We start from the raw sequence: 24,615 nt of genomic DNA, 5'->3' as shown, positions 1-24,615 counted from the left end.
TGGCAAGCGAGGTACTCTACCGTGTCGCTTCGCAGCGACAAGGCCCGCACAGAGGGATGGGGGACTGCGGGCCTCTTATCGCGGCGTCAGGGCAGCATCGAACCGGTGTCGATGAAGCGCTGGTGCCACGAAAGGGCTTCGGACGGGATCATCGGCGACTGCTGGCCGAAGGATTCCTTTTGCGCGCGCGCGAAGTAGTCTTCGAGCATCGGGCGGTAGGTCGGGTGCGCGCAATTGGCGATAATGACCTTGGCGCGCTCCTTGGGGCTGAGGCCGCGCAGATCGGCGAGGCCCTGCTCGGTGACGATCACCTGCACGTCCTGGTTGATGTGGTCGACGTGGCTGGCCTGCGGGACGATGGCCGAGATCGCGCCCTTCTTGGCGACGGACGGCGTCACGAAGATCGAGATGAACGCGTTGCGGGCAAAGTCGCCCGAACCGCCGATGCCGTTCTGGATGCGTGAGCCCATGACGTGGGTCGAGTTCACCGCGCCATAGATGTCGGCTTCGATAAGGCCGTTCATCGCGATGCAGCCCAGACGACGCACCAGTTCGGGGTGGTTGCTGATTTCCTGCGGGCGCAGGATCATCTTGTCGCGGAAGAACTCCATCTCGCGGTTCACGCGCTCGGCCGCATCGGGGCTGAGCGAGAAGGCGGTGGCGCTCGCCATGCGCAGCTTGCCCTCGGCGAGGAGGTCGAGCATGCCGTCCTGGATGACCTCGGTGTAAGCGGTCATGCCCTCGAAGGGCGCGTCCATCAGGCCCGAAAGCACCGCGTTGGCGATGTTGCCCACGCCCGACTGGATCGGCAGCAGCTCCTTGGGGATGCGGCCGACCTTCACCTCGTGGGTGAGGAACTCGAGGATGTGCCCGGCGATCATCTTCGCGTTCTCGTCGGGCGGGGTGAAGGGGGCGTTGCGGTCGGGCGAGTCGGTCTCGACGACGGCCACGACCTTGGCCGGATCGACGCGCAGGCAGTCCTCGCCGATGCGCTGGTCGGGACGGGTCAGCGGGATGGGGATGCGCGCGGGGGGAAGCGCGGTGCCGTAGTAGATGTCGTGAACGCCTTCGAGCGCCTCGCTCTGCCAGGAGTTGACCTCGAGGATGACCTTCTCGGCGCGGTCGAGCCAGGTCTTGTTGTTGCCGACCGAGGAAGAGGGGATCAGCGAACCATCTTCGCGGATGCCGACAATCTCGATCACCGCGGCGTCGAGCGGACCGAGGAAGCCCTGCCAGGCCATCGGGGCGACCTGGCTGAGGTGCATGTCGAAGTAGTTCATCTGGCCCGAGTTGATCTTCTCGCGGGCGATGGGGTCCGAATTGTAAGGGAGGCGCATGTCGATGCCGTCGACCTTGGCGAGCGCGCCGTCGAGTTCGGGGCCGGTGGAGGCACCCGTCCACATGCGGACCTTGAAGGGATTTCCGGCCGCGTGCTCGGCCTCGATGTGGGATGCGAGGGCCTGGGGGACGGCCTTGGGGTAACCGGAGCCGGTAAAGCCGCTCATCCCGACCGTGTTGCCGTTGGCAATGAGGCGGGCGGCGTCTTCGGCCGACATGATCTTGGAACGTAGGGCGTTGTTACGAATGCGCATGGCCTCTCCAATTCACCGTGTCTGGGGTCCGTTTGCTCTCACACACAGGAAAGAACAGTGAAAAGCGGGACTCGTGACTTGCGTCAGATGCATGAGTCCTGCCCCTTTTCGGGACGGGAGGGAGAGTGGGTTAGCTGCCGATCGCGTCGAGAATAGATCGTGCAATTGCAACAAGTTCGCCTTCGCGATTGACCTCGCACTTGAGGAAAATTGTGCGCATCTGGCTGTTTACCGTTTGCGGACTGACATGCCGCAGTGCAGCAATATCCTTGCGTGAGAGCCCCTGGGCAAGAAGCGCGGCAACTTCGCCTTCGGTGTCGGTCAGCCCCATCGCCTGACCCAGCTGCCTGCCCATGCGCGCAACCTTTTTTGCGTTTTCAGCGTGGTCGTGGCCCATCCCGGAGGGGCGCAGGGGCCTCAGGCTGACGATGACGCGGGCGCTGAGGCCCAGGTGCCAGTCGCCATGGGGCAGGGCGCGGGCGTCGACCAGCATGAGTCCCTTGCCCGTGCGGATCCACAAGTCGGCCGGGCCCGGGTCCTCGCCCGCCAGCGCCTGGCCGATCCGCCGGCCCAGCTGGCGGTCGAATTCGGGGCGCTGGGCGTGGAGTGCGCCGCCCGAGATCTGCAGGGTCTCGGGGCCCAGCAGGCGCTGCGCGGCGGGGCTGACGTAGGTCGTCTTGCCGAGGCCATCGAGCAGGATTGCGGCCGTATCCATCGCCTCGAGCGAGCCGTGGAGCAGTTTCGCGCCGGCGTGTTCGATCGATTCCTGGGTGCGAATGGCCGAGAGGATCGTCGGGGCGACCTGGGCCAGGATGCCCCGTTCGTGTTCGGTGGTGCGTCCTTCGCGTTCGCTGCGCATGATCGCGACGCCGAAGAACAGTCCGGGCTTTTGCGAAAGGACCATCTGCGCGCCGAGTTCGAAATCGTAGCGCCGCGCCATTTCCAGATAGCGCTCATCGGTGTGCTTGGCCCGCACCGCGTCGTAGTGGTCCTCCCAGGTGAGTTCCATGGGTTTGCCCATCGCGGCGATGCGGTAGTTCGCATCGGGGTTATAGGCGTCGATCTCCTGGATGACCGTCTCGAAATCGTCGGGCGTCTTGTTGACCCAGTTGAAGGCCAGGTGCCGCTCACCAAGAGCGAGGATCTGCGCGCGCGGCGAGCCGGTCGCCTCGGCCAGGCTGTAGAGCGCATGACGCCACCCCTCCGGATGGAAGGGGGCCTGCTCGATCGCGCTGCGCAAGTGCGCCAGCGATTCGCTGTCTATGCACTTTTCCTGCCCCACACCGGCAAATGTGTCGGGATCAGGGATTGTGCGCAAGGGAAACTATGGTTCGAGGCTGGCCCCATACCATGATCGTGGCATGCCAAGTCTGCAATTTGCAGACATTGTATCCATGCGACCCGAGGGCTGGTTTCGGCCAATCCTTGCACTGCCCGGAGGCTCCTGGTGAGCCTTCGGGCATTTTTTCAGGTGTCGGCTTATTCCTTGAAGGCCAGAAAGCCGTCGTCGACGGGCACCGTGGAGCCGTTGATGGCCTGGGCTGCGTCGGTGAAGAGATAGGCCGCGACGCTCGCGACCTTCTCGGGCGCGATCAGCTCCTTGTGCATGTGCTGCGCGGCGAGTTGGTCTTTCACGCCCTTATCCGTACCCAGGATCGGGGTATCTATGTAGCCCGGTGCGATGCCAACCACACGGATGCCGTGTTCGGCCAGTTCCAGCGCGCCCGAGCGGGTCATGGCGATGACCGCGGCCTTGGCGGCGTTGTAGTTGAAGTTCCCGCGCGAGGCGACCGAGCCGTAGATCGAGGCGGTGTTCACGAAGGTGCCCTTGGTGCCCAGCTCCACCATCTTCTTCGCGCCGTAGTACATACCGTAATAGACGCTGTGCTGGTCGACTTCGATGACCTTGAGATAGGAGGCCGGGTCCATTTCAAGGAACGGCTTTACCAGCCCGATCCCGGCGTTGTTGAACAGGCCGTTCAAGGTGCCCAGCCTCTCGACGGTGAAATCGACGAGCGCCTCGACTTCCTGCGCGACCGAGACATCGACCTGGAAGCTGTGCGCGGCCACGCCCAGCGCCTGCACCTCCTCGGCGACCTTGGCCGCCCCCTCGGCGTTGAAGTCGGCCACCACGATGTCGGCGCCCATGCGGGCAAGGGCAAAGCAGGCTTCACGGCCGATGCCGCTGGCCCCGCCGGTCACGATGATGGCCTGGTCCTTCAGTTCCACGTCGGGTCTCCTTCGTCTTGGCATGTTCGCGCGCAGCGGCGGCGTTGCCGCGTGCCTTGCGCTACACCCTTTGAACGATCAGGCCATATCCTTGTTTCACGTATATATTTTGGAGATCAGGCAGGCCTACTTGCCCCACTTTTTGGTCTGCTTGCCATAGCGCATCTTGCGCGTGCCCGGCTTGCCCTCGTTCGAGCGCCCGACCAGCGGAGCCTTGTGCTCGCCTTCGGGGAGGCCCAGTTCGCTCGCTTCCAGCTTGCGGATCTCGTCGCGCAGGCGCCCGGCTTCCTCGAATTCGAGGTCGGCCGCGGCCGCGCGCATCTTCTTTTCGAGGTCCTCGATATAGGCGCGCAGGTTGTGCCCGACGAGGTTGTTGGCCCCATCCTCGGTCTCGATATCGACGGTAACCCCGTCCCGGCTCGCCGTGTCCGCGACGATGTCGGCAATGCGCCGCTTGATCGTCTGGGGGGTGATGCCGTGTTCCTCGTTATAGGCCTGCTGCTTCTCGCGGCGCCGGTCGGTCTCGGCGATGGCGCGCTCCATCGAGCCGGTCATGCGGTCGGCGTAGAGGATGACCCGGCCTTCGGAATTGCGCGCCGCGCGCCCGATGGTCTGGATCAGCGAGGTTTCCGAGCGCAGGAAGCCTTCCTTGTCGGCATCCAGGATCGTGACGAGCCCGCACTCGGGAATGTCGAGGCCCTCGCGCAGGAGGTTGATGCCCACCAGCACGTCATAGACTCCCATGCGCAGGTCGCGGATCAGCTCGATGCGCTCCAGTGTCTCGACATCGGAGTGCATGTAGCGAACGCGCACGCCCGCCTCGTGCATGAACTCGGTCAGGTCCTCGGCCATGCGCTTGGTCAGCGTGGTGACGAGCGTGCGGAAGCCCTTCTCGGCCACCGCCTTGCACTCGGCGATGCAATCCTGAACCTGGTCCTCGGTCGGGCGGATCTCTACCGGCGGGTCGATCAGGCCGGTCGGGCGAATGACCTGTTCGGCAAAGACGCCGCCGGTCTGCTCCATTTCCCAGCCGCCCGGCGTGGCCGAAACCGCGAAGGTCTGAGGGCGCATGGCGTCCCACTCGTTGAAGCGCAGCGGGCGGTTGTCGATGCACGAGGGCAGGCGGAAGCCGTATTCGGCGAGCGTGATCTTGCGGCGGTGGTCCCCGCGCGCCATCGCGCCGATCTGCGGCACGGTCTGGTGGCTCTCGTCGACGAAGAGGAGCGCGTTGTCGGGCAGATACTCGAAGAGTGTTGGCGGGGGCTCGCCGGGCAGGCGGCCAGTGAGGAAGCGCGAGTAGTTCTCGATGCCGTTGCACGAGCCGGTCGCCGCGATCATCTCCAGGTCGAAGTTGGTGCGCTGTTCGAGGCGCTGGGCCTCCAGTAGCTTGCCCTCGGCGTGGAGTTCCTTCAGCCGCTCCTCCAGCTCGAAACGGATCGCCTCGCTGGCCTGCTTCATCGTCGGGCCAGGCGTCACGTAGTGCGAATTGGCGAAGACGCGCACCTTGTCGAGGGTCGGCCCCTTCTTGCCGGTAAGCGGGTCGAACTCGCAGATTTCCTCGATCTCATCGCCGAAGAACGAGACGCGCCAGGCGGTATCCTCATAGTGCGAGGGGAAGATTTCCAGGTTGTCCCCGCGCACCCGGAACGAGCCACGCGCAAAGGCGACATCGTTGCGCTTGTACTGGAGCGAGACGAGCTTTCGGATCAGTTCGCGCTGGTCGACCTCGGTGCCCGAGACGACATCGAAGGTCATCGCCGAATAGGTCTCGACCGAGCCGATACCGTAAAGGCACGAGACCGAGGCGACGATGATGACGTCGTCGCGCTCGAGCAGGGAACGCGTGGCCGAGTGGCGCATGCGGTCGATCGCCTCGTTCACCGAGCTTTCCTTCTCGATGTAGGTGTCCGAGCGCGGCACGTAGGCCTCGGGCTGGTAATAGTCGTAGTACGAGACGAAGTATTCGACCGCGTTTTCGGGGAAGAAGTCCTTCATCTCGGCGTAGAGCTGGGCAGCGAGAATCTTGTTGGGCGCAAGAATCAGGGCGGGGCGCTGCAGTTCCTCGATGACCTTGGCCATGGTGAAGGTCTTGCCCGAGCCGGTGACGCCCAGAAGAACCTGCGTCTTGTCCTCGGCCTGCGCGCCCTCCACCAGTTCGGCGATTGCGGTGGGCTGGTCGCCCGCCGGTTCGTACTCGGACACGATCCGGAAGGTCTTGCCGGGGAGGGATTTTTCGGGGCGCTGGGGCTTGTGCGGGGTGAACGAGCCCGAGGTATCCGGCTCGTCCAGTCCGCGACGGATGATGAGTTCGGTCATGGCGGAACATATGGAGACGGTGGGGCGTGCGTTCAATCTCTTGCTGACAAGAGTGTGTCATTGAACTGTAATGGTTGGTGCGAGGTACACCGCGGTGCTAGCCGCGCAGTCCCGCAAGGCGCGGGATCGGCGCGGCACGCGGGCGGTTCGAGCAAGGAGGACAGGACGATGGCGCAAGGCAGAGTTCGTTTTTACGCAGGTTTGGCGCTGGCGAGCTTGGCGCTCGCGGCCTGCAGTTCGGGCGGTGATGGTGAGGCGGGTTCGGCAGATGGGGACGGACGCGGTGAGCCGCCCTCGCTGGCTGAAATGAAGGAGGCCGCAAGGGAGCTCGTGAAGCCCGAGCCCGGCCTCTATGCGCGCACCATCACGATCGAGAACTTCGAGGCGCCGGGCCTGCCGGCCGAGATTGCCGGGCAGGTGAAGGGCATGATGGCCAGGGATCGGACCGAGAACTTCTGCCTCACCAGGGCCGAGGCGGAAGATGGTTTTCGCGACATGTTCGAGAATGTCGGGGAGACCTCCAACTGTTCCTATGACCGTTTTGCCGTGACGGACGGTGCGCTCGATGCCCAGATGACCTGTGCACATCCCAGTCAGGGAACGGCGGTCATGACGTTGCAGGGAACGGCAAGTGCCACCACCTCGGACGTCACGATGGAAATGAACGTGACGGGCGGGCAGGCGCCGATGTCCGAGATGAACATGAAGATGCGCATGGTCTCCAAGCGTACCGGGGACTGCGAGGAATGAGCCGACACGGTGCGATGGACCAAGGCAGGAAAGGATAACGGGAACGTGAAGCAGCCGACGTGGGACACATGGGGGGACATGCGCGGGGAAGTGCTGCGCCGTGCGGCGCTGGCGCGCCAGCCGCATCCGCCCGGTGTGCGCAAGCCCGCGCTTGGCCTCTTTGCGCGCGAGTTCGCGTCCTTGTGGGGACGTGGGCGCGGGGAGGCCGCCCGGGTCGCTCCTGCGCGCCATCCCCAGCCGGTGATGCTGCTTCCCGGTTTCGGCGCACATCCCAAGAGGATGCAGCCGATGGCCGACGCGCTGGCGGCGGCAGGACACGAGGTCCACGAATGGGGCCTTGGCGTCAATTTCGGGCCGACGCCGGAGAACTTTGCTTTCCTGATGAAGCGGGTGGGGGCGCTGGCGCGGACCCATCGTCGGCCAGTCGTGCTGGTCGGCTGGAGCCTGGGCGGCCTTTTTGCGCGCGAGATCGCGCGGCGCCAGCCCGAGGCGGTTGCCAAGGTCATCACCATGGGCACGCCCTTTTCGGGCAATCCGCGCGCCAATAACGCCTGGCGCGCCTACCAGGTCATCACCGGCCATGCGGTAGATGCGCCGCCGATCGAATGCGTGCTGGGTGAGAAGCCGCCAGTGCCCACCATCGCGCTGTGGAGCCCGCGCGACGGGGTGATCCATCCCCGCTCGGCCAAGGGCTGGCCTGCCGAGCGCGACCGCGCGGTGGCAATCCGCTGCTCGCACCTTGGCTTTGCCAGCGACGCGCGGGTGATCGGGGAAGTCCTGCGCCAGGTCGACCACGACGAGGCCACCTGCGCCGACTAGGTCAGCGGGTCATCGGTCACCTTTGCTACGGGAGAACGGGCCGTGAGCGTGCAGCCCGCCGCCGCCGCGATCAGCAGCGCGATGGCCAGCATCTGCCAGGCTGTCAGGGGCTCGCCCAGGAGCAGGTAGCCCGAAAGCGCGGCCATGGCGGGCGTGGTGCTCGCGACGAGGCCGACGATGCGGGCGGGAAGGGCGGCCATGGCGTGCATTTCCAGTGCATAGGGCAGCGCGCTCGACAGCAGGGCCACCACCAGGGCAAGGCCCCAAACCGGCAATGCGGGCAGGGCGCCCGATCCGCTGGCCAGTGCGGCGGGAAATGTCACGAGACAGGCCGCGACCATGCCCAAAGAAACGGCAGTGCCGCTCCCGGCCTGCGCCGCGCGTCGGCCCAGCAGGATGTAGAGCGCCCAGCAGGTGGCCGCGCCCAGCGCCGCAAGGAGGCCCACGGGATCGAGGGCATGGGCACGCCCCGGCCAGGGGACGAGGGCAAGGAGGCCAAGGACGGCCAGCCCCGGCCAGGCCAATTCCTTCACGCCCCGCGCCCCTCCCAGCGCAATCGCCAGCGGCCCGCAGATCTCCACCCCCACCGCAACGCCAAGTGGAAGGCGCGCGAAGGCCTCGTAGATGAGGAGATTCATGCCGCCCAGCGCGAGGCCGTAAAGCATGATCCACACAGGCAGGCGCCCAGAGAGCCGGGACAGGCGGGGCCGCACGAGGAGGAGCAGGATCACAGCGGCGAGGAGCGTGCGCATGGCTGCCAGTGTCTCGGCGCCAAGGTCGCCGATGAGGTCCTTGGCGAGCGCCGCGCCGACGTGGATTGAGACCTGCGCGGCGAGGATCGCGCCGACCGCGCTCAATGGCGGCGCGCCGCTGCGGCTCATCGGCGCGACCGGCTGGGGTGTGTCACAGCTCGCGCAGCCGCTCGAACTGGGCCTTGCCAAAGCCTCCGCCCCACATCAGCAGGGCGCCCTTCTGCGTGCGGAAGAACGTGCGCGGGGTGGACAGCTGGCGGTTGAGCCCGGTTTCGACCGGGAAGCCCGCATCGGCGTCGTAGGCGCTCTGGACCAGGCGGATATGCGCATGGTGGCGTGACAGAAGCGTGGTGGCGTTCCCCGTGTAGTCGAGGGCCCCTGTGTAGAACGGGTTGTAGGCCACGCTTGGCGCATCGTTCAGTTCGCGCCGCATGAACTTCAGGAAAGTGGCCTGGCTCGGGTCGTTGAGGACCTTCAGGACCGCGCCTGTCTCGCCTTCGCCCAGGATGAAGGGGATGTAGTGGACGCGAAAGCCCGGCACGGTCAGATCCGGAAACTCGCGGAAATACTTCTGGCAGTAGGGGCAGAGTGAGGAGATCCAGACCCACACGTCCTTGCCCGCGCCGAAGCTGGCCTGGCGCGAGGCGCGCAGGAGATCGAGCGCGACTTCGGCCCGCTCTCCGACCAGCCCTTCGAAGCCGGTGTCGATGATCCGCGCGCGAGCAGGCTTGGCCAAAGTGGATAGGGCCAGCGTGGAGAGCGCGGCGGGCGCAAGGGCGGCCTGTGCCAGCACCTGGCGCCGGTTCCAAACGTTGCCCATCGAAAATATCCTCAGCCTGGCGGGAATGCCGTTCACCGCTTTCGCTGTGCCCGCTTGGCTTGGCGGGCGCAATCGCCAAGATGGTAGCTTATCTGTTGAGGGCGACAGAGAAAGTGCCTGTTCAGGCGTCTGGGCCGGGTGCATCGGGCCAACCACGCAACCCTCATCAGGCGGCAGGCAGGTTCGCATGTCCTTTCTCATCCTTCCCGGTTTCGGTGGCTCGGGCCCCGCTCATTGGCAATCGCGCTGGGAAGCGCGGGTGGAGGACGCCTCCCGGTTTGCGCCCGCCAGTTGGGATCGGCCCGATCTGGAAGATTGGCTGGCCGCGCTCGAACGGGGGCTGGAGCAGGCCGAGGGGCCGGTGGTGCTGGTCGCCCATTCGCTGGCCTGCCTGCTGACGGCGCATTGGGCCGCGCGGCAGGGCGAGTCTGTGCATGTCACGGCAGGGCGCATAGCCGGCGCGCTTCTGGTGGCCCCGCCCGATCCGGAAGGGCCTGCGTTCCCCCGCGAAGCCTCGGCGGGGTTTCGCGACGTGCCGCGTGTTGCGTTTGGGTTCCCCGCGCTCGTCCTGGCCTCCAGCAATGACCCTTACGCCTCGCCCGCTTTCGCGCAGGATTTTGCGCAGGCGCGCGGAGCCGGTTTCCTCGACATCGGCCCATGTGGACATATCAACGCCGAGAGCGGGCTTGGTGATTGGGAGGAAGGGCAGCGCCTCTTGGCGGCCTTCGCAGCGGGATGCGGCCAGCCGCGCGCCTGTATGTGAGTTCTACGCGCGGGGCGGCTGGCGGCGATAGCTCAACGCCTCGGCGATGTGCGCGCGTCCGATCGTCTCGGCACCCGCAAGATCCGCGATGGTGCGGCTGGTGCGCAGGATCCGGGTGTAGCCGCGCGCGGTAAGGTGGAGACTTTCGGCGGCCTGGAGGAGGAGCTTTTGCCCTGCCTCGTCGGGGCTTGCGTGGGTTTCCAGCGCCTCGCCCTGAAGTTCGGCGTTGCTGCGCGCGCCGGTGCCAGCAAGCCGGTCGGTCTGAAGCGCACGGGCGCGGCGTACGCGCGCGCCTACTGTGGCGCTGTCTTCGGAGGAACCGGGCCGGGCGAGGTCAATCGCGCGCACCGGGTCGACGTCGACGTGCAAATCAATGCGATCCAGAAACGTGACTCTTTTCAAGTGAAAAACATCATCGGTTCGATGTCACCATTGCTGGCACTCTCCAAGGCTCCTGCTCTGTCTTCGCACCACAAAATTGCCCACGGCAAGTGATTGGCGGAACGAACTAAATCGACCATATTTGGGTCAGGCCGTGGGGTGCGGGAATTGGAAAGGGGGGCGGTGTGTTCTGTCCAAATGAGATCGTGTGGGGCAACGTCGCGGATTGGGTTTCGGGCATCGGGTCAATGTTGGCCGTGATCATCGCGCTATGGGTGACTGCTCGTGATCACGTTACTCGTGCTAAGGATCGCCAAGAGGCAAGGAAGCGTGACGCGCTTGTTGAAGACAGTTTCCGCAAGAGTGCCCAAGCCTTGTATCGAACGCTAGGTCGCGAGGCGGTTTCCGCGAGAAGATATAACCGAGAAGAAAAGTCGGATGCAGACCGAGAGGTTATGTTGGATGAGCTTGAAGATGTCGCTATGAAAATGGGGGAAGAGGCCAAGCGATATCAGCAGATGTCATCAATAACTGTCACGGCATATCATTACTTGAATGAGTTTATAATCGTGTGTCGCCTTGTGATCGGTATGCGTGCTGTTGTTGACCATCCAGATGAAGTTGATGCAATTTTGGAGACAGTAGTAGCTCAATGCGAGAAGCAAACCGAGGGTGTCGATGAGAGCGAACTCCCCTATTACCTCTACCACCTATGATCAAAGGTCCTTGGCAGCATCCTCTGCCTTGAGCCAGTTTGCATGTAGCCAGAACTCACGAAGGTAGTCCCGGCATCTTCGATCCGGCATCTTGTCCAGAAACGCGACCTGATCTCGTGTGAGGAAACTCATGTGGGCATTGAGACTTGCGACACGAAAGCGTGACGAGTATTGCGCACACAAGGTAAGGAGGCGAGGGCGGGGGGCAAAGGCGACCGGCCCCATGCTCTCGCCTCCAACGTCACGTCGAAAGATATCGACATCAGATTCCCCGCTCGTGTATAAATGCAGGAGTTTCTCAAACGTCCTCGTTTGGCAATCGGAGATCATGGCGATTGCAACCCGCGTGTATCTTCCAATTTGTTTTCAAAAATCCGAGCCGGGATCGCTTTGCCACTATCCCGGCTCTTTTTTGTCAATCGCTGGGGGTGGGGGATTTGGGCCCTATACACCTAACTATCCACTCAAATTGGACCGGAGCGGAGCGCATGCCCCGCCCCGCAATAACGCCGCCATCAATCGATGATTTTATTCATTTCATCAAAGAGATACGGTGCAACCGAGATTGACTTCTGCCGTCGTGCTACGCGCTTGAAGTGCTCAATGTCATCGCACATTTCCATGATGCCTTCGACCTTACCGATCTGTCGCGTTAGGATGGTGCGACCATCATCGTTTAGCCATTGGTGAAAACGTGCTCGCCGCTTTCCATCATCCGTAATGTTAAGTTCGTTTAGCTTGGCCTTCACGTAACCATGCTCAATCGGATCATAGACATACTTATTGATAAAGCGCCCGTAATACTGTGGCCGCGATCGTGATGTGGTTGGGGCATTGTCATAAAGACGATCAAGTTCCGCAAAAAAGGGATCAGGGAAGGTGTGAATCCACTTTTGTAGTCCTTCCGAGATATACTTTTCGAGAAGCATTCGCAGCGCGTCATGACCGCGATCACGCTGGTAACCTGTCGCCTCATCGACAAGTGCGACGATGCCGACCTTCGCAAGGCTGCGAACAAGGATTTCCGCCTGTCTCGCGATATGAAGCTGGGATTGGACAAGTGCGCCAGCATCCCTTGCTTCAAGGTAAACATCACAAACCTGCGGCAACAATTCTGCTTTGTAACCGAATGCCTTCTGGCCGTTCGGCATGAAAAACTCTATCTGGCTTGACGTCACATATAAGTCATTGGGAATAAACTCTTTTATGTTCTTTGCTGTAAGGAATGCAGGTAGGTTGACGTCAGCATCGTAAAAGCCGCGCCCCTTCGCTTGGCGTGCGCGGCCCAGCGCCCTCATCATATCGCTTTGTGTCAGCAGGCGCGTACCATCGTCGAGGACAGCGCAGCCTATCTCCGCTTCACCTATCGTCAGTGTGCCAGCATACTTTGCAATCGGCAGGCCGCTATTAACTGGTGATTTCAATCTAGGAGCCAGCGCCTTCGTTACATCATCAAAGCTGGCATCGATTGGCTCAATGATGTTTTTGTCATTAGGCATGGATAAGACCTTTGTAGGTTAGGCGCTTGCCAATCATGCGACTTGCGGTCGCTTCGATAAATTCCATCGTTCCCAACTTCGCAGTGTTATGGCGGAACGAGTATTCGTTGACGTAGCGGTTAAGGTGCTTGGCACTCATGTAGTGGTAGATGTCAATGTAGCCGCAATTGAGAAGCGACCAGAAGCTTTCAATGCCGTTGGTGTGCGCCATGCCGCGAACATACTCACCGACCGAATGATTGATGCGGATTTGGTTAAATTCAGTGACCTCAAGGCCAACATAGCCGCCGTGAGTGTCATTCACTACTGTAGCGCCGGGGGTGGCATGCTTGTGCCGATGCAGGTTTCGTCCGCTTGGACATGACCGCCCATGCCGCCATCCTTCTTGGGCAGCCAAGTCTCACGAATGCGCTGCGCGAGGAACCAAGCAGACTTCTGCGTGATGCCTAGTTCACGGGCCATATGCGCCGAAGGGATGTCCTTGCGGGTAGTGGTCATCATGTAGATCGCCATGAGCCATTTGTGCAGCGGGAGGCGGCTTTCCGCGAGGACAGTTCCAGTGCGGACACTGAAATGCTGGCGGCAGTCGCGGCAGCGATACGGCATCGGTTTGTGGTTCTTGACCTCGGCCACCGAAGGGCTGCCGCAGTGAGGGCAGGAGACTTCGCCAGCCCAGCGGTTCTGCTCAAAATACTGCCGCGCGGCCTCCTCGTTCGGAAACCTCTGGAAGAACTGATACAGGCTTATGGTTTCGGGCTTGCCGGTCATGGAACCTAGCTAGCCAAATTTGAGTTAGGTGTCAATCTCATTTTGGCTAGCTAGGTTTGTGGCCCCCAGAGTTTTCGCCTTCGCCTTTTGCGCCTTGGCCTTGGCGCGGTGACGCTTGACCCGCTCGTTGGCCATCGCGCGCTTTTCCTCCAGCGTCCTCACGACACGAGGGCGACCAGCGGGAGTCTTGGCAACGTCGTGCGCAAATCCGAGATCGATGAGGTTGGTCTCAGCGTGGCAATATTCGGTAGAGACGAAGTAGGATGCGAGATAGTCGGCCTGCGCCTTGTCGTAGACATAGAGACACACTGTCGCGGTCGAGGATGCCTTGCGGACGCTCGTGCGGCAGGCAAACTGCAACATGATCTCGCGCTCACGAGACTGGACGATCATGTCCGGGGAGATGCCGATCTCATCCATCCAACGCGCCTCGTCCGTGGTCGGTTTGGCCGTGTAGAGCATGGTCGAGGAATGGACGTGCGCGTACTTGTTTGATCCGGCCTGACGAGGTCCGAGGTGATTGCCGGGGAGGATCGCATCACCGTCAAGATCGCGCAGGAAAGGCATGTTGGCCGGGTTGCTCATCCAAATGTGATCGTCGTCTCCGATCCTCTTGCAAATGTCCTCTGCGATGCGTTGCAGGTACCATCCACCCTTGCCGGTATCGACGAAATGGCGGCCAATCTGGTGGGCCTCGACATAGTACGAGATGATGACCTTGCGATGAGCGAACCGGCGAACCGTTTTTCGCGCAAGGTCCTGCCACTCGATGTCTGGCCAGAATGACCGATAGAGGCCATACGTGACGCTTTCGGTAAAGGCGTTGGCCAAGATCGTGACCGTGGAAAATGCGAGCAAGGTCTCGGGCGACCAGATCGACGAAATCGACATCGACGTTTTCTTCGCGAGATCGTCCCATGAGGTGAGGTCAGTGGTGACGCGTGCGGACGGGCTCTGTATGCGGGCATGGATGGTCGAGAGTGTGGAGAATATGGTGTCGTTGGTCATCGAGACCTGATCGATGGCACCGAGCGCGCGACGAGGCTTGAGGTATGAGCGACCATCAGTCACCGGGACGAGTTCATAGTTGTCGCGCAAAAATGTCCGGGTAGCCTCAACCTCGACCTTGAGCGTCTGCGAATCCCAAATGTCCGGGGTCTCATCGATCACGAGATGCCAGCCCGCGAAGGCATCGAGGTCCGCAGACTTGAGGGCCTCATGGGTCACGATCACGACGACATGGGTATCCGGGGCGATCACGTGGGGCAGGGCCTCGACGTCCTTGCGCACGTTGGTCGAGCCGACCGTGATGCGCTCACCATCGGCGTTGTATCGTGCGTTGTTGCGGTCAATCGAGTGGATGGCGCGGGTCTCGATATGGACGCCGTGCTGATACGCCTGCGCACGGACATCGCCCTGAAACGCGTAGAGACGCTCTTTGCGCTCGATGGCGATCAAGTAACGTCCGGAGTTCTGGATGATATCTGTTATAGCTCGGTAAGTCTTTCCTAATCCGCACGGGCGTGCGTCATAATAAAAATCTGTCATTTTTCCTCTTTTTCCGCGCGGTATCTTATATTCGCAGCCGCGAAGCGCCAGTTTTATGTGGTTAACATTTATAACATCATCCATTCATGATGCGGGCATCACTTGAATGGTGTAACTTTTTATTCCTAATGTATAGGGGTGAGCGTTACATTGCATGGGTCGTTTACATGGGGGGCTTGTTATTGGGGTCGATCTTACCAAAGGCATGGGGCCTGATTCCATTTCTTTCGGAGCGAAGTGGAGGCGAGGGCACCGGATCGCGAATGTCATGAGCGAAGCCATGACGTGAGGGGGGCGGGGGGCTCGTTGAGGTCGAGAGGCCGGATGACAGCAGGTCAGGAGGACGATGGGCCGATACCAGTTGATCGACATGGACATTTGACAAGGGATGTAGCGGAGCAAGATGGATGAGGGCGACCTCGGCGGGGCCTCGGTCGTCCAGATGCGAAAACGTCTCTCATGGCCACTCGCTGCGCTCACGGTCATTCGCTCCACGTCTTCGCGGTCTCGCGACCACATCCATTATGACAGGGGCATAGCCCTTGATTGCCCGAAGTCATTTTCGAGGAATCCCTCTGGGCGTCCATCCATGCAGGTCGCACGCGGCGAGCGATCAGGTCGTGACCGCGACCTTACATTATCCTCCCCCGAAGGAATAAGTGGTACCCGTGACACCTATGGAATGAATAAAAAACCCGATTTTAGGGCTCTTTAGTCTGCTTTTTTCATAAAAAAAATAATTAAATATATGAAAAAGGAAAAATGCGAATCCCTGTCGAATGCGGCAAATCTCGATAAATTAATCCACTCGTACAACTACAACCCCGAAACGGGTGAGGTCACACGAAACGGCAAGGTCGTTGGATCACGCCATAAGGTCCTTGGATATGTCGAGGTCTATGTCGATGGGCGCAATTACTACGCGCATCGTCTCGCGCACCTCGCCATGACGGGTCATTGGCCAGATCACCACGTCGATCACATCAACGGCATCAAGGACGACAATACGTGGTCCAACCTGCGCGCCGCGACAGTCGATCAGAACAACCGCAACCGTCCCTCCCGAGCCGCATCGGGCGCGAAATACATCCGGTCGCGGGAAACCAAGTCCATGGGTACCCGATATCAGGTCGAAATCACCCGGAACGGCGCGACCCTCCGCTCCGATCCTGTCTCCGATCTCAGAACCGCGATCGCCACCCGAGACAGCTGGATGACCGGCATTATGGATGAGTTCGACAACCTCGACCACATCAACGACGTCTAGAACGCCTCTAGGGGACACGAGAGCCGGGGCAAACAACCCCGGCTTTTCTGCGTCCGGTATCAATCGTTGTCATATCGTTCTTGAAATGTTCCGATCATAGTCTATCGCGAGACGATGGCCTCTTACCGTCTCCGCACCCGATCAGACCTCGTCCGCCATGGCTACTGGTTGCGGGTGTCGTGTGCGTGTGGCCATGTGACCAAGATTTCCCCGGATGCACTCGTTGGTAAGGTTTCGCGCCTCGACGATCTCACCGGCAAACTGAGGTGCCGAAACTGTGGTGGCCGCGACTGTGGCTGGACACCGACGTTCCCTGACGACTAGGTCAACAAGGTGTTGGTTTCCGACCATGCACGACATGATCTCGCGATATGGTCGGAAACATACTAGACGCAGGTTTCTACCTTAGCCATTATCGCGGTGTATCTTTCCGACTACATGAGGGCACCCGTGGCCAACATTGCGTACTATCGTGTCAGCGCAGCCGACCAATCCATCGAATCCCAGCGCCATGATCTCGGTGGACCATTCGACCGCGAGTTCTCCGATGAGGCCACGTCGGGTGCGACGGTAGCAATGACCCGGCCGGGTTTCTCCGCGATGGCGGATTACATGCGCGACGGCGATACCGTGTTCGTCACCGCAATCGACCGCCTCGGACGAGATAGCATCGATATACAGACGACCTATCGAGACCAGTTCAAAGGCCGTGGCATCCGCCTCTATGTGCAAGGTCTCGGATACGTCGAGGGTGAGATCGGTGAGGTCGTCCTCAACCTCATGGCCCAATTCGCAGAAATGGAGAGGCGCAGGATCGTCGCCCGCACAAGTGCCGGTCGAGAGACCGCACGAGAGGTATTCGCGCGCACGGGCCGCACCCATCGTGGCAAGACTATCCTGACGGGCCGACCCATGGCCCACGACCCTGAGGCGGTCAGGGCATGGCGCGAGGACAACAAGGCTTCAATCGCGCAGACCGCACGGCAGTTCGGGATTTGCCTGACGACGGTGAAGTCTTATTGTCGCGCTCGCTAGGTCCCTTGGGTTCCACGCGACGTCCACGTTTCTCGTCGCCCTCTGCATAGGCGATGGCATCCTCTAGCCCCGCGCGTATCTTATCAAATGCACTCTGTCGGGCCATTCGTCGCCTCTGACTAAATATGGGCATGCGAGAATGCCTGCATCTCACAAGGTTATTTTAATAAATTATTTCTGATAAATGCTATTTAGTTGCACTTCTAGTATAGCGTCTTGGCACCGCAGCTTTTGCTTTTGCACTCCTTGTCTCTCTTGAAGCATGCGTAATTGCCATCTGTGCGAATCATCTTGGATTCCATTTTTCGCGTTAAGGCTGCTTTGTAATTGTGGATTAATTCGTGATCGGCGTTGCTCAAGTTCTCCATTTTTATTTCTTTAATTAGGCGGTGTGTTGTGCATAAATCGCGTTCTTCATTTGTTAAATGGTAATTGCCTGTGGCGTTTGCGCCATTTTCTTTTTCTACAGTTCTGCGTATTTGTTGAACTGCTTTAGGGTTGTCCATCATTATTTTTGAAACAAGAGGTTGGCCATCTATAAAGGCTTGGGCGTCTTTGTCTTGAGTGCGTTCGACTTTCGTTGGTCCCAGTAGGCTGAACATCGTGGCAGCGCCAAGAATTATTCCTAGGAAGCAACCTATTGTCTGCATTCCAAATGACCAGAATATGTGGGAGGCTGCCAAAGATGACACGGAATCTGCGATTACAAAATCGGGCTTTATGGTGTTTCTTATTTTTTCGCCGATAATTAACCCCATGAGGCCGACGATAAATCCTACTATGTAGGCGGAAGTTGTTGCTAGGAAGCCTGCATCTTGAAAGCTCTCGGCCTTATTGAAATGAATTAATAAAAAAGTGAAAATGGCTGTCAAAATATATTTCATTCTAGAGTCCTGAGCTACCAATCCTTAGCCTTTGTCGTGCGTGGCGCACGAACCATGCGAGATTGAGGCTATGCATAAATACCTGCATGGCCGGAACCGCAACCCCCAAGAATATCAAAGAAAAGACGGGAGGCCTCGGTAGGCGCAAGCTCGACGAGGCAGAGCCGCAGCCTGTCGGTGGACCCGTTCGTGCGACTGCGATGGCCCCAATGGGCCGGAAGATTTCGGCCCATTGGGGCCGTGCCGGTCGAGGTCGATCTCGCGGGCAAGAGCCTAGTGGTCGATGTTGGTGATGTCGGTGATATTCATGAGTGTCTTAAGGGGGGGGCAGGAAGTCGAAGCTATAGCGTGGACGTACAGGTATTTTCCTCGGACGTTCCTTACCGCTATGAGGAGAAGGCTTTCGCGGTCTTGGTACGTTTGCGTCGGGACTTATATGCCATCAACGTCGCCCGCTTTTCTGGGTCACTGATGTATTCGAAATTATCATTATCTTTTAGGAGATCGAAATCGTGAACGATCTCCCCATCTGCGGTAATTGAGAATACAGCTACTCCATTACGCAGGCTTACCCGCACCTTGCCGGTCTCAGGATCAAATTTTATAACGTCGATCACGTCCGAAAGTGCCTCTTTTATCTTGCGGCGGGCCTCGAAACGTTCGTCTGCATCCTCTGCCCACATATTCGCGCGGACTTCGCTAACTCGGCGAATGTGTTCAGCAGGGGAAACCTTGCCGCGCGCGGCTGCAAGTTCCTCCTGCGCTTTCGCGACTGTCTCTTTGGCGATGGCGAGCTCATTCTGACGCATCGACAAGCGCTCCCGCACGGCATCACTCGGGACTGTTTCCAATGTGTCGATGAGGATGCCGATCCTTCGCTCGGTCTCCATCACAGTAGCGCGTGCGTTATGCACGGCTGCCTCTAGTGGTGAGATGTCTATGTCGCCTGCGAAATGTTGGTCATCCATTGCCAGCGTGAGAATTCGGTCGAGGAGGGGGCCTTCGACCTTGTCGTATGGCCAACCGCGTTCGTTGTCGCACGTCTTCGCGACCTTGGCTGCTCGGCAATAGAGGAAATAATGGCGGCGTTGTTCCCCCTTTTTGTTGATGAACGGTCGCGCCGATCCGAGTGCGTCCATGCGCCCACCACATGAGCCACAAGCCGCGCGGGTGCCGAGAAGGTTGCTCAGTCCGCGTCCACGGCCTTGATGCTTGAGGGCGTCCACAAGCCGCTTCTCATTCGCGCGGGCGAAAGTCGCCGGGTCGATTACCTGCGGGTAGAAATCCGATATGGGGTCACCAGCCGGAGTGGCTGCACCCTTCCGAGGTCGATGGTAGGGCTGCCATTCGCCCAACACGGCCCGGTTTGCGAGGATGCGACCAACATACGTTGGCGTCCACATCTTGGGGGCTTTGCGTTCCCCTGCATTCAGCGGCCATGGTGCATATGCTGGATCGGACTGCGAAAGCTCGTTCAACTTTTTCGCCGTCAGACCTTTTCCAATCCCGGCAATGCGGTTCTCAAAAATCATGCGGACGATTCGGGCTTTATCCTCAGGGACGAAAAACGATCCGTCTGTTGCAATTTCGATCCACTTGGGATGGCGGTGGTTGCGCTGAATCGTGGCCTGACCATCGCGAGCAGCCTCACGCTTTTTCTCCCACGCGGCAGCAACTCGACCTGCCTTTTTTCGGGACTCAGTGTGTGACCCAAATGCCGTGATGAGGATCATCATCAGCCCGCCCATATCGTGGTCGAGCATTTCGACCGAGATCATCTGACCGGTGCTGACCACTTTGATGGATAATCCACGCCGCACAAGCGGGGATAACCATGAAAGCATCACGTCGGCGGGCTGACGTGAGAGGCGGTCTAGTTCTTCTACGACTAGCACGAGGCTGGTCGCATCGACGGTACCGGTCATGATCGACTTCGCGAACTTACCTAGCTGACCAGTTTCGATGTTATCGCCAGTATAAGCGGATTTCCCCCGGTCGATCAGGGGGGGGCGATAAATCTCCCAACCCATTTCCGAGATGTGAGTTGCTGTGGCGTCGAGTTGGCGGGCTAGGGTCGATCCCTTGGTCTGCTCCATCGAGGACCAGCGGGCATATTGGACAGCTTGCATTGTAGACCTTGGACTTAGGAAAAGTGGGAGGCGGGAGGTGTCAGCGAAAACGCTGCCTTTGGGACTTGAGGCGCTCGACCCCTTGTCGATCTAGCTCAGCCAACCATTCGGCGTCCGGGTGTGACCTATCAACTGGCGGAATGTCTTGCATAAGTCGCTCATACCATCGCTTGAAAAGAGCAACAATACTGTCCAGCAGCGGGCCTGAGACCTTGCTTTGATAGTCGGCCGCACACTTGGGCGCGCGCGAACAGGCAAGTGCGGGGTCGCCCAGGTGTCCGCACCGGCACGGGTTCATGGCCGCCACCAGCTGGACCCGCGCGGGAAAGGTCACGTGCGCATTGGCCCGCGCGACACTGATCTCCCCAGTTTCGAGCGGCTGGCGCAGCGAATCGAGCACCGCGCGCTGGAATTCGGGAAGCTCGTCGAGGAACAGGACGCCCAGGTGCGCAAGCGAGACTTCGCCGGGCCGGACCTTGAGCCCGCCGCCGGTCAGCGCGGCCATCGAGGCGGAGTGGTGCGGGCTGCGATAGGGCCGCGCGCGGCTGATGCGCCCCTCCTCCAGCGTGCCTGCGACCGAGGCGACCATCGAGACTTCGAGCGCTTCGGAAGGTGTCAGCTCGGGCAGGATGCCGGGCAAGCAGGCGGCGAGCAGCGACTTGCCCGCGCCGGGCGGTCCGCACATCAAGAGGTTATGCCCGCCAGCGGCCGCAATCTCCAGCGCGCGCCGGGCGGTCTCCTGGCCCTTCACCTGCTTCATGTCGGGCCCGGGTGTGCTGGCCTCCACGCGGCCGGGCGCCGGGCGGGGCAGGACCTGTGTGCCCTTCAGGTGGTTGAGCAGGCTGACGAGGTCGGGCGCGGCGGTGACTGGAACCCCGTTCGCCCAGCTTGCCTCGGTCCCCTGGGCGGCAGGGCAGATCAGGGTTTTCTCGGCCGCACTGGCATGGAGCGCGGCGAGGAGGACGCCGGGGGAGGGGATGATCCGCCCGTCGAGCGCGAGTTCACCTACGGCAATGACTTCGGCCATCTGCTCGGCATCGAGCAGGCCCATCGCGGTCAGCAGGGCGAGCGCAATCGGGAGGTCGTAGTGCGAGCCTTCCTTGGGCAGGTCGGCGGGCGAGAGATTGATCGTGATCCGCTTGGGCGGGAGGGCAAGGCCCATCGCGGTCAAGGCGGCGCTGACGCGCTGGCGGCTTTCCCCGACGGCCTTGTCGGGCAGGCCGACCAGCGCGAAGCCGGGCATTCCCGGCGCTACCTGGCATTGTACTTCGACGGCGCGGGCTTCGAGGCCCAGATAAGCTACCGTCGAAATGAGTGCGACCACAAAGGTACCTGCCACGAATAGACTAAGTATTAATCCGTATTTCGAGCAGTATTTGCATCGAGGGTGCGACCTGTCGAGCCACAATGCGTTGCGAGAGTGAAAGTTTACAGCATTTTAACCGCATCTCTCGCGGATTGGGTAAGGCTCCAGGAGGCATTCTCTGTCCATGCGCTCATTCACTGCCGCTCTTCTGCCGATTTTGGCCTCCACCCTGGGACTTGGCGCCCTGTGCGGGGCTTCTCCGGCGGCGGCGCAGCGTCTGGCTTATGAAGCGCTCGATCTTGATGACACGTCCCTTGCCGGGCCCGGTGCGCGCAGGTCGCGCCTCATGGCTTCGGGTGGTGCCGTTCTCGACGTTTCCCTGCCTGAGCTGACCGGGCGTGAAGCGGCCTATGGCCCGTTTCGCGTGCTCGATGGCGCGCGGGCGGCACTTGTCGATGCAACCGGGCCGCGCAGTCCGGCCCAGTTCTCCGCGATGCTGCGCGACTATCCGGGCATCACTGTCCTCGAGATGGTCGAGTGTCCCGGTACGCGCGATGACCTTGCCAACCTGGAACTCGGGCGTCTGATCCGCTCGCACGGCATTGCCACGCATGTGCCCTCGGGCGGCTCGGTTCGTTCGGGCGGGGTGGAGCTGTTTCTGGCGGGCACCCGCCGCCTCGCCGATCCCGGTGCCGAGTTCGCGGTCCATTCCTGGATTGATGAGGATGGGTTGCAGCCGGGTGACTACGCGCTCAGCGCGCCGGTGAACCGCCGTTATGTCGACTATTATCGGCACATGGGCATGAGCCCGCTCGAGGCCGAGGCCTTCTACGCCATGACCAATTCGGTCCCCTTCACCCAAGCGCGCTGGTTTGGCGCGGGCGTGATGAGTCTGTGGGTGCCGCTTGACGGGGCGGTTGCCCTCTCGGATCTCGACGCGCATTCCTGACGGGGCGTCAGGAGAAGGTTCTCTCGATATCTTCGGGCAGGTTGGCTTTGGCGCGCTGGCGTGCGCCCAGATAGCCGATCACCGCAAGAATGCCCGCAGGCAGGGCTAGAGCGAGAAGGCCCACGAGCATCGTGCCCAGGAAGCCCGCATCAAGGTCGGATTGCATCTCTCCAGCGGAGCCTGCAATGGTTACGCCGCCGATCAGCCATGCTCCCAGCGTGGAAAGCAGCTTGATGGCGGTGGCGCGGCGAAGGAGGTGCTTGAAGACAAGATGCTCCAGCAGGCTTGCGAGCACGAAGAGGGCCAGGAAACTGACGAAGAGTCCGGCAACGATGAGGATCAAGTCTGGGCTCCGTTGGCGCGGGGCGGTCGCCCGGGGGTGTCGATGGGCAGGGGCGGTTGCCGGCAAGGAACAGCACGGCCGGACCAAAAGCGCAAGAAATCGCCCTTGGGGTCAACGAATCGCCGCCCTCAACTTGACTCTCTTTTCCCGCTCACGTATCGGCGCGCATCTGATTTGGGGTCGTCTCGCAGCAGGCGGCCTTTTTGTTCGGTCCTTGAACGGGCCAATTGAACTATTCGAGGACTGACATGAAGCGCACTTTCCAGCCCAGCCGCCTTGTCCGCGCCCGCCGTCACGGCTTCCGCGCACGCACGGCGACCGTCGGTGGCCGCAAGGTGCTTCGCGCGCGCCGCGCTCGCGGCCGCAAGAAGCTTTCGGCCTGATCTTATTGGCATTCCCGCTTTCCGGGCGCGCGTCCGGAGAGTGGAAATGAACGTCGCGGCCCGCGCAGGCGCCAGGGTCTCCTTCGGGAGGTTTCCGGTGATTGCGCGGGCTGCCGTCGTTTGGGAATCCGCCGCTGCTCCGGCCCGTCGGTCGAGGCGCATCGGCGATTCGCCCGATGAGAGCTTGCCCGCCTGCCGCGCCGCGGTAGGCTCCGGCCTGCCATGACCCAGACCCCCTACCAGATCCTGAGCCAGCGCTCCGATTTCCTTGCGGCCAACAAAGGCACGCGGGTGGCGCGTGCGGGCTTCGTCCTGCTTGCGAATCGCAATGCGGGCAAGGGTGTGCGCGCGGGCATCACGGTGACCAAGCGAATCGGCAATGCGGTCGTGCGCAACCGCATGAAGCGCCGTTTCCGGGCGCTCCTGCGCGAGCTTCTGCCCGAGCACGGCCTGCCCGATACCGACCACGTCCTGATCGGCCGCGAAAACGGTATCGAGCGCGACTTCTCGCTTCTGCGCGACGAGCTTGTTGCCGCGCTCGGGCGGGCGCGTGACGGGAAGGGCGATCCCCCGCGCGGACCTCGCCGGGGCAAGCGACCTCCCCGCAAGCATTCGAGCGCGGACCGGGGTAAGGGCCAGGCAAAGGGCGGACAGGCCGGTTCTTCGGTGCCGGAGCCTGTGGCGCCGTGAAGCGGCTCCTGGCCTTCCTCGCGCGGCTGCCCGGCCTGCTGCTGATTGCCATTGCGCGGGCCTGGCAGCTCGGCCCTTCGGCGGTGCTGCCGCCCACCTGCCGCTTTGCGCCGTCCTGCTCGCAGTACGCCATCGAGGCGGTGCGTGCCCACGGTGCGATTAAGGGTGGATGCTATGCGATATGGCGTCTATTGCGCTGCAACCCGTGGGGCGGGCACGGCTACGATCCGGTGCCCGGCACGCAAAACCAATCCAAGAGCGAGACCGCATCGGCGGACCGCTGTTGCCACTGACGAGACGACGACAGGAAAGCCTTCGTGCAAAACCAGCGTAACATCATTCTAGCGGTCGTTCTGACGGCGCTTGTGCTTTTCGGGTGGGAGGCCGGTGTCGGCTACTTCTACCCGCAGGCCAAGACGCCCACGAAGACGGTCGAGGCCGGCGGGGCCGAGGAAGCGACCGAGCCCGGCAAGCCGACCCGTGAAGGCGGCCTTCGCGATGCGGCCGCCGTGGCGCTGGAAAAGAAGGACCTCAAGAGCGCGCTGGCGGCGGGCGAGCGCGTGGCGATCGAGGCCCCGGCGGTGTCGGGCTCGATCAACCTGGTCGGCGGTCTGGTCGATGACCTGGTTCTCAACGAACACCGCGAGACGGTGGACAAGGATTCGGGCCCTGTTCG

At 61.3% G+C, this 24,615-nt stretch carries 22 protein-coding genes and 3 pseudogenes; 11 read left to right on the top strand and 14 right to left on the bottom strand.

The genetic code is table 11. The features are described 5' to 3' along the window. Positions 1–86: 86 nt before the first annotated feature. From MTR65_RS16015 to uvrB, 4 genes are all read right to left on the bottom strand, one after another. Complete coding sequence (locus MTR65_RS16015) at positions 87–1,592, bottom strand: acetyl-CoA hydrolase/transferase family protein (protein ID WP_039388300.1); 1,506 nt, start codon at positions 1,590–1,592, stop codon at positions 87–89. 130 nt (positions 1,593–1,722) lie between these two features. Then, complete coding sequence (locus MTR65_RS16010) at positions 1,723–2,910, bottom strand: helix-turn-helix transcriptional regulator (protein WP_243801956.1); 1,188 nt, start codon at positions 2,908–2,910, stop codon at positions 1,723–1,725. A 161-nt stretch (positions 2,911–3,071) separates the two neighbouring features. Continuing rightward, on the bottom strand, positions 3,072–3,821 hold the full coding sequence (locus tag MTR65_RS16005; RefSeq protein ID WP_243801953.1) for an SDR family NAD(P)-dependent oxidoreductase: 750 nt from the start codon (positions 3,819–3,821) through the stop codon (positions 3,072–3,074). 126 nt (positions 3,822–3,947) lie between these two features. Further along, the gene (gene uvrB / locus MTR65_RS16000) at positions 3,948–6,137 is read right to left on the bottom strand and encodes an excinuclease ABC subunit UvrB (protein ID WP_226633024.1); all 2,190 of its coding nucleotides are present in this window, start codon (positions 6,135–6,137) and stop codon (positions 3,948–3,950) included. Positions 6,138–6,305: 168 nt separating this feature from the next. Between uvrB and MTR65_RS15995 the strand changes: the two genes are divergently transcribed. Further along, a complete protein-coding gene (locus MTR65_RS15995; protein ID WP_243801951.1) occupies positions 6,306–6,887 on the top strand; it encodes a DUF3617 domain-containing protein in 582 nt (193 codons plus the stop codon). Positions 6,888–6,965: 78 nt separating this feature from the next. Further along, complete coding sequence (locus MTR65_RS15990; RefSeq protein WP_243802068.1) at positions 6,966–7,706, top strand: esterase/lipase family protein; 741 nt, start codon at positions 6,966–6,968, stop codon at positions 7,704–7,706. On the opposite strand, the gene MTR65_RS15985 is transcribed toward MTR65_RS15990, so the two are convergent. Both MTR65_RS15985 and MTR65_RS15980 read right to left on the bottom strand, forming a co-directional pair. Beyond that, entirely contained in the window at positions 7,703–8,587 is an 885-nt protein-coding gene (locus tag MTR65_RS15985; protein ID WP_243801948.1) for an EamA family transporter, read from the bottom strand. The genes MTR65_RS15990 and MTR65_RS15985 overlap by 4 nt on opposite strands. A gap of 22 nt (positions 8,588–8,609) precedes the next feature. After that, the gene (locus tag MTR65_RS15980) at positions 8,610–9,278 is read right to left on the bottom strand and encodes a thioredoxin domain-containing protein (protein WP_243801946.1); all 669 of its coding nucleotides are present in this window, start codon (positions 9,276–9,278) and stop codon (positions 8,610–8,612) included. 187 nt (positions 9,279–9,465) lie between these two features. On the opposite strand from MTR65_RS15980, the gene MTR65_RS15975 reads away from it, so the two are divergent. Continuing rightward, positions 9,466–10,041 carry an RBBP9/YdeN family alpha/beta hydrolase gene (locus tag MTR65_RS15975; RefSeq protein ID WP_243801944.1) on the top strand — a complete coding sequence of 192 codons (576 nt, stop codon included), beginning with the start codon at positions 9,466–9,468 and terminating at the stop codon, positions 10,039–10,041. Positions 10,042–10,044: 3 nt separating this feature from the next. On the opposite strand, the pseudogene MTR65_RS15970 reads toward MTR65_RS15975, so the two are convergent. Next, a pseudogene (locus MTR65_RS15970) lies at positions 10,045–10,425 on the bottom strand (magnesium chelatase subunit ChlI family protein); the annotation flags it as partial. 203 nt (positions 10,426–10,628) lie between these two features. Between MTR65_RS15970 and MTR65_RS15965 the strand changes: the two are divergent. Continuing rightward, a complete protein-coding gene (locus MTR65_RS15965; protein ID WP_243801942.1) occupies positions 10,629–11,138 on the top strand; it encodes a hypothetical protein in 510 nt (169 codons plus the stop codon). Positions 11,139–11,653: 515 nt separating this feature from the next. Here the strand turns inward: MTR65_RS15965 and MTR65_RS15960 are convergent. The 3 genes and pseudogenes from MTR65_RS15960 to MTR65_RS15950 form a co-directional block, all read right to left on the bottom strand. After that, positions 11,654–12,637: a P63C domain-containing protein gene (locus tag MTR65_RS15960; RefSeq protein ID WP_243801940.1), complete on the bottom strand. Its 984-nt coding sequence runs from the start codon at positions 12,635–12,637 to the stop codon at positions 11,654–11,656. After that, a pseudogene (locus tag MTR65_RS15955) lies at positions 12,630–13,405 on the bottom strand (IS1595 family transposase). Before MTR65_RS15955 ends, MTR65_RS15960 begins: the two are co-directional and overlap by 8 nt. A 24-nt stretch (positions 13,406–13,429) precedes the next feature. After that, complete coding sequence (locus tag MTR65_RS15950) at positions 13,430–14,863, bottom strand: hypothetical protein (RefSeq protein ID WP_243801938.1); 1,434 nt, start codon at positions 14,861–14,863, stop codon at positions 13,430–13,432. Between the two features lie 838 nt (positions 14,864–15,701). Here MTR65_RS15950 and MTR65_RS15945 point away from each other — a divergent pair. Then, on the top strand, positions 15,702–16,220 hold the full coding sequence (locus MTR65_RS15945) for an HNH endonuclease signature motif containing protein (RefSeq protein WP_243801936.1): 519 nt from the start codon (positions 15,702–15,704) through the stop codon (positions 16,218–16,220). Positions 16,221–16,670: 450 nt separating this feature from the next. Then, the gene (locus MTR65_RS15940) at positions 16,671–17,255 is read left to right on the top strand and encodes a recombinase family protein (protein WP_243801933.1); all 585 of its coding nucleotides are present in this window, start codon (positions 16,671–16,673) and stop codon (positions 17,253–17,255) included. A gap of 203 nt (positions 17,256–17,458) precedes the next feature. Here MTR65_RS15940 and MTR65_RS15935 read toward each other — a convergent pair whose 3' ends face one another. From MTR65_RS15935 to MTR65_RS15925, 3 genes and pseudogenes are all read right to left on the bottom strand, one after another. Further along, positions 17,459–18,139, bottom strand: coding sequence for a hypothetical protein (locus MTR65_RS15935; RefSeq protein ID WP_243801931.1), 681 nt, complete (start codon positions 18,137–18,139; stop codon positions 17,459–17,461). Positions 18,140–18,525: 386 nt separating this feature from the next. After that, positions 18,526–20,268 carry a recombinase family protein gene (locus MTR65_RS15930; protein ID WP_268739492.1) on the bottom strand — a complete coding sequence of 581 codons (1,743 nt, stop codon included), beginning with the start codon at positions 20,266–20,268 and terminating at the stop codon, positions 18,526–18,528. Between the two features lie 184 nt (positions 20,269–20,452). Next, a pseudogene (locus MTR65_RS15925) lies at positions 20,453–21,592 on the bottom strand (YifB family Mg chelatase-like AAA ATPase); the annotation flags it as partial. A 166-nt stretch (positions 21,593–21,758) separates the two neighbouring features. On the opposite strand from MTR65_RS15925, the gene MTR65_RS15920 reads away from it, so the two are divergent. Continuing rightward, positions 21,759–22,523 (top strand): alpha/beta hydrolase, encoded by a 765-nt coding sequence (locus MTR65_RS15920; RefSeq protein ID WP_243801927.1) that lies wholly within the window; start codon positions 21,759–21,761, stop codon positions 22,521–22,523. A 7-nt stretch (positions 22,524–22,530) separates the two neighbouring features. On the opposite strand, the gene MTR65_RS15915 is transcribed toward MTR65_RS15920, so the two are convergent. Continuing rightward, positions 22,531–22,866, bottom strand: coding sequence for a hypothetical protein (locus MTR65_RS15915; protein WP_243801925.1), 336 nt, complete (start codon positions 22,864–22,866; stop codon positions 22,531–22,533). A gap of 248 nt (positions 22,867–23,114) precedes the next feature. Here MTR65_RS15915 and rpmH point away from each other — a divergent pair, with 248 nt between their 5' ends. The 4 genes from rpmH to yidC form a co-directional block, all read left to right on the top strand. Continuing rightward, complete coding sequence (gene rpmH, locus MTR65_RS15910; RefSeq protein ID WP_039388288.1) at positions 23,115–23,249, top strand: 50S ribosomal protein L34; 135 nt, start codon at positions 23,115–23,117, stop codon at positions 23,247–23,249. A 222-nt stretch (positions 23,250–23,471) separates the two neighbouring features. Next, entirely contained in the window at positions 23,472–23,939 is a 468-nt protein-coding gene (rnpA, locus tag MTR65_RS15905; protein ID WP_243801923.1) for a ribonuclease P protein component, read from the top strand. Positions 23,940–23,965: 26 nt separating this feature from the next. Then, positions 23,966–24,232, top strand: a complete 267-nt coding sequence (yidD, locus tag MTR65_RS15900) for a membrane protein insertion efficiency factor YidD (protein WP_144400923.1) — start codon at positions 23,966–23,968, stop codon at positions 24,230–24,232. 24 nt (positions 24,233–24,256) lie between these two features. Continuing rightward, on the top strand, positions 24,257–24,615 hold a 359-nt coding region (gene yidC, locus MTR65_RS15895), incomplete at its 3' end, for a membrane protein insertase YidC (RefSeq protein ID WP_243801921.1).

The sequence above is a fragment of the Novosphingobium mangrovi genome, from assembly GCF_022818885.1.
Lineage (GTDB): Bacteria > Pseudomonadota > Alphaproteobacteria > Sphingomonadales > Sphingomonadaceae > Novosphingobium > Novosphingobium mangrovi.
This window is presented reverse-complemented; position numbering and strand designations above follow the sequence as displayed.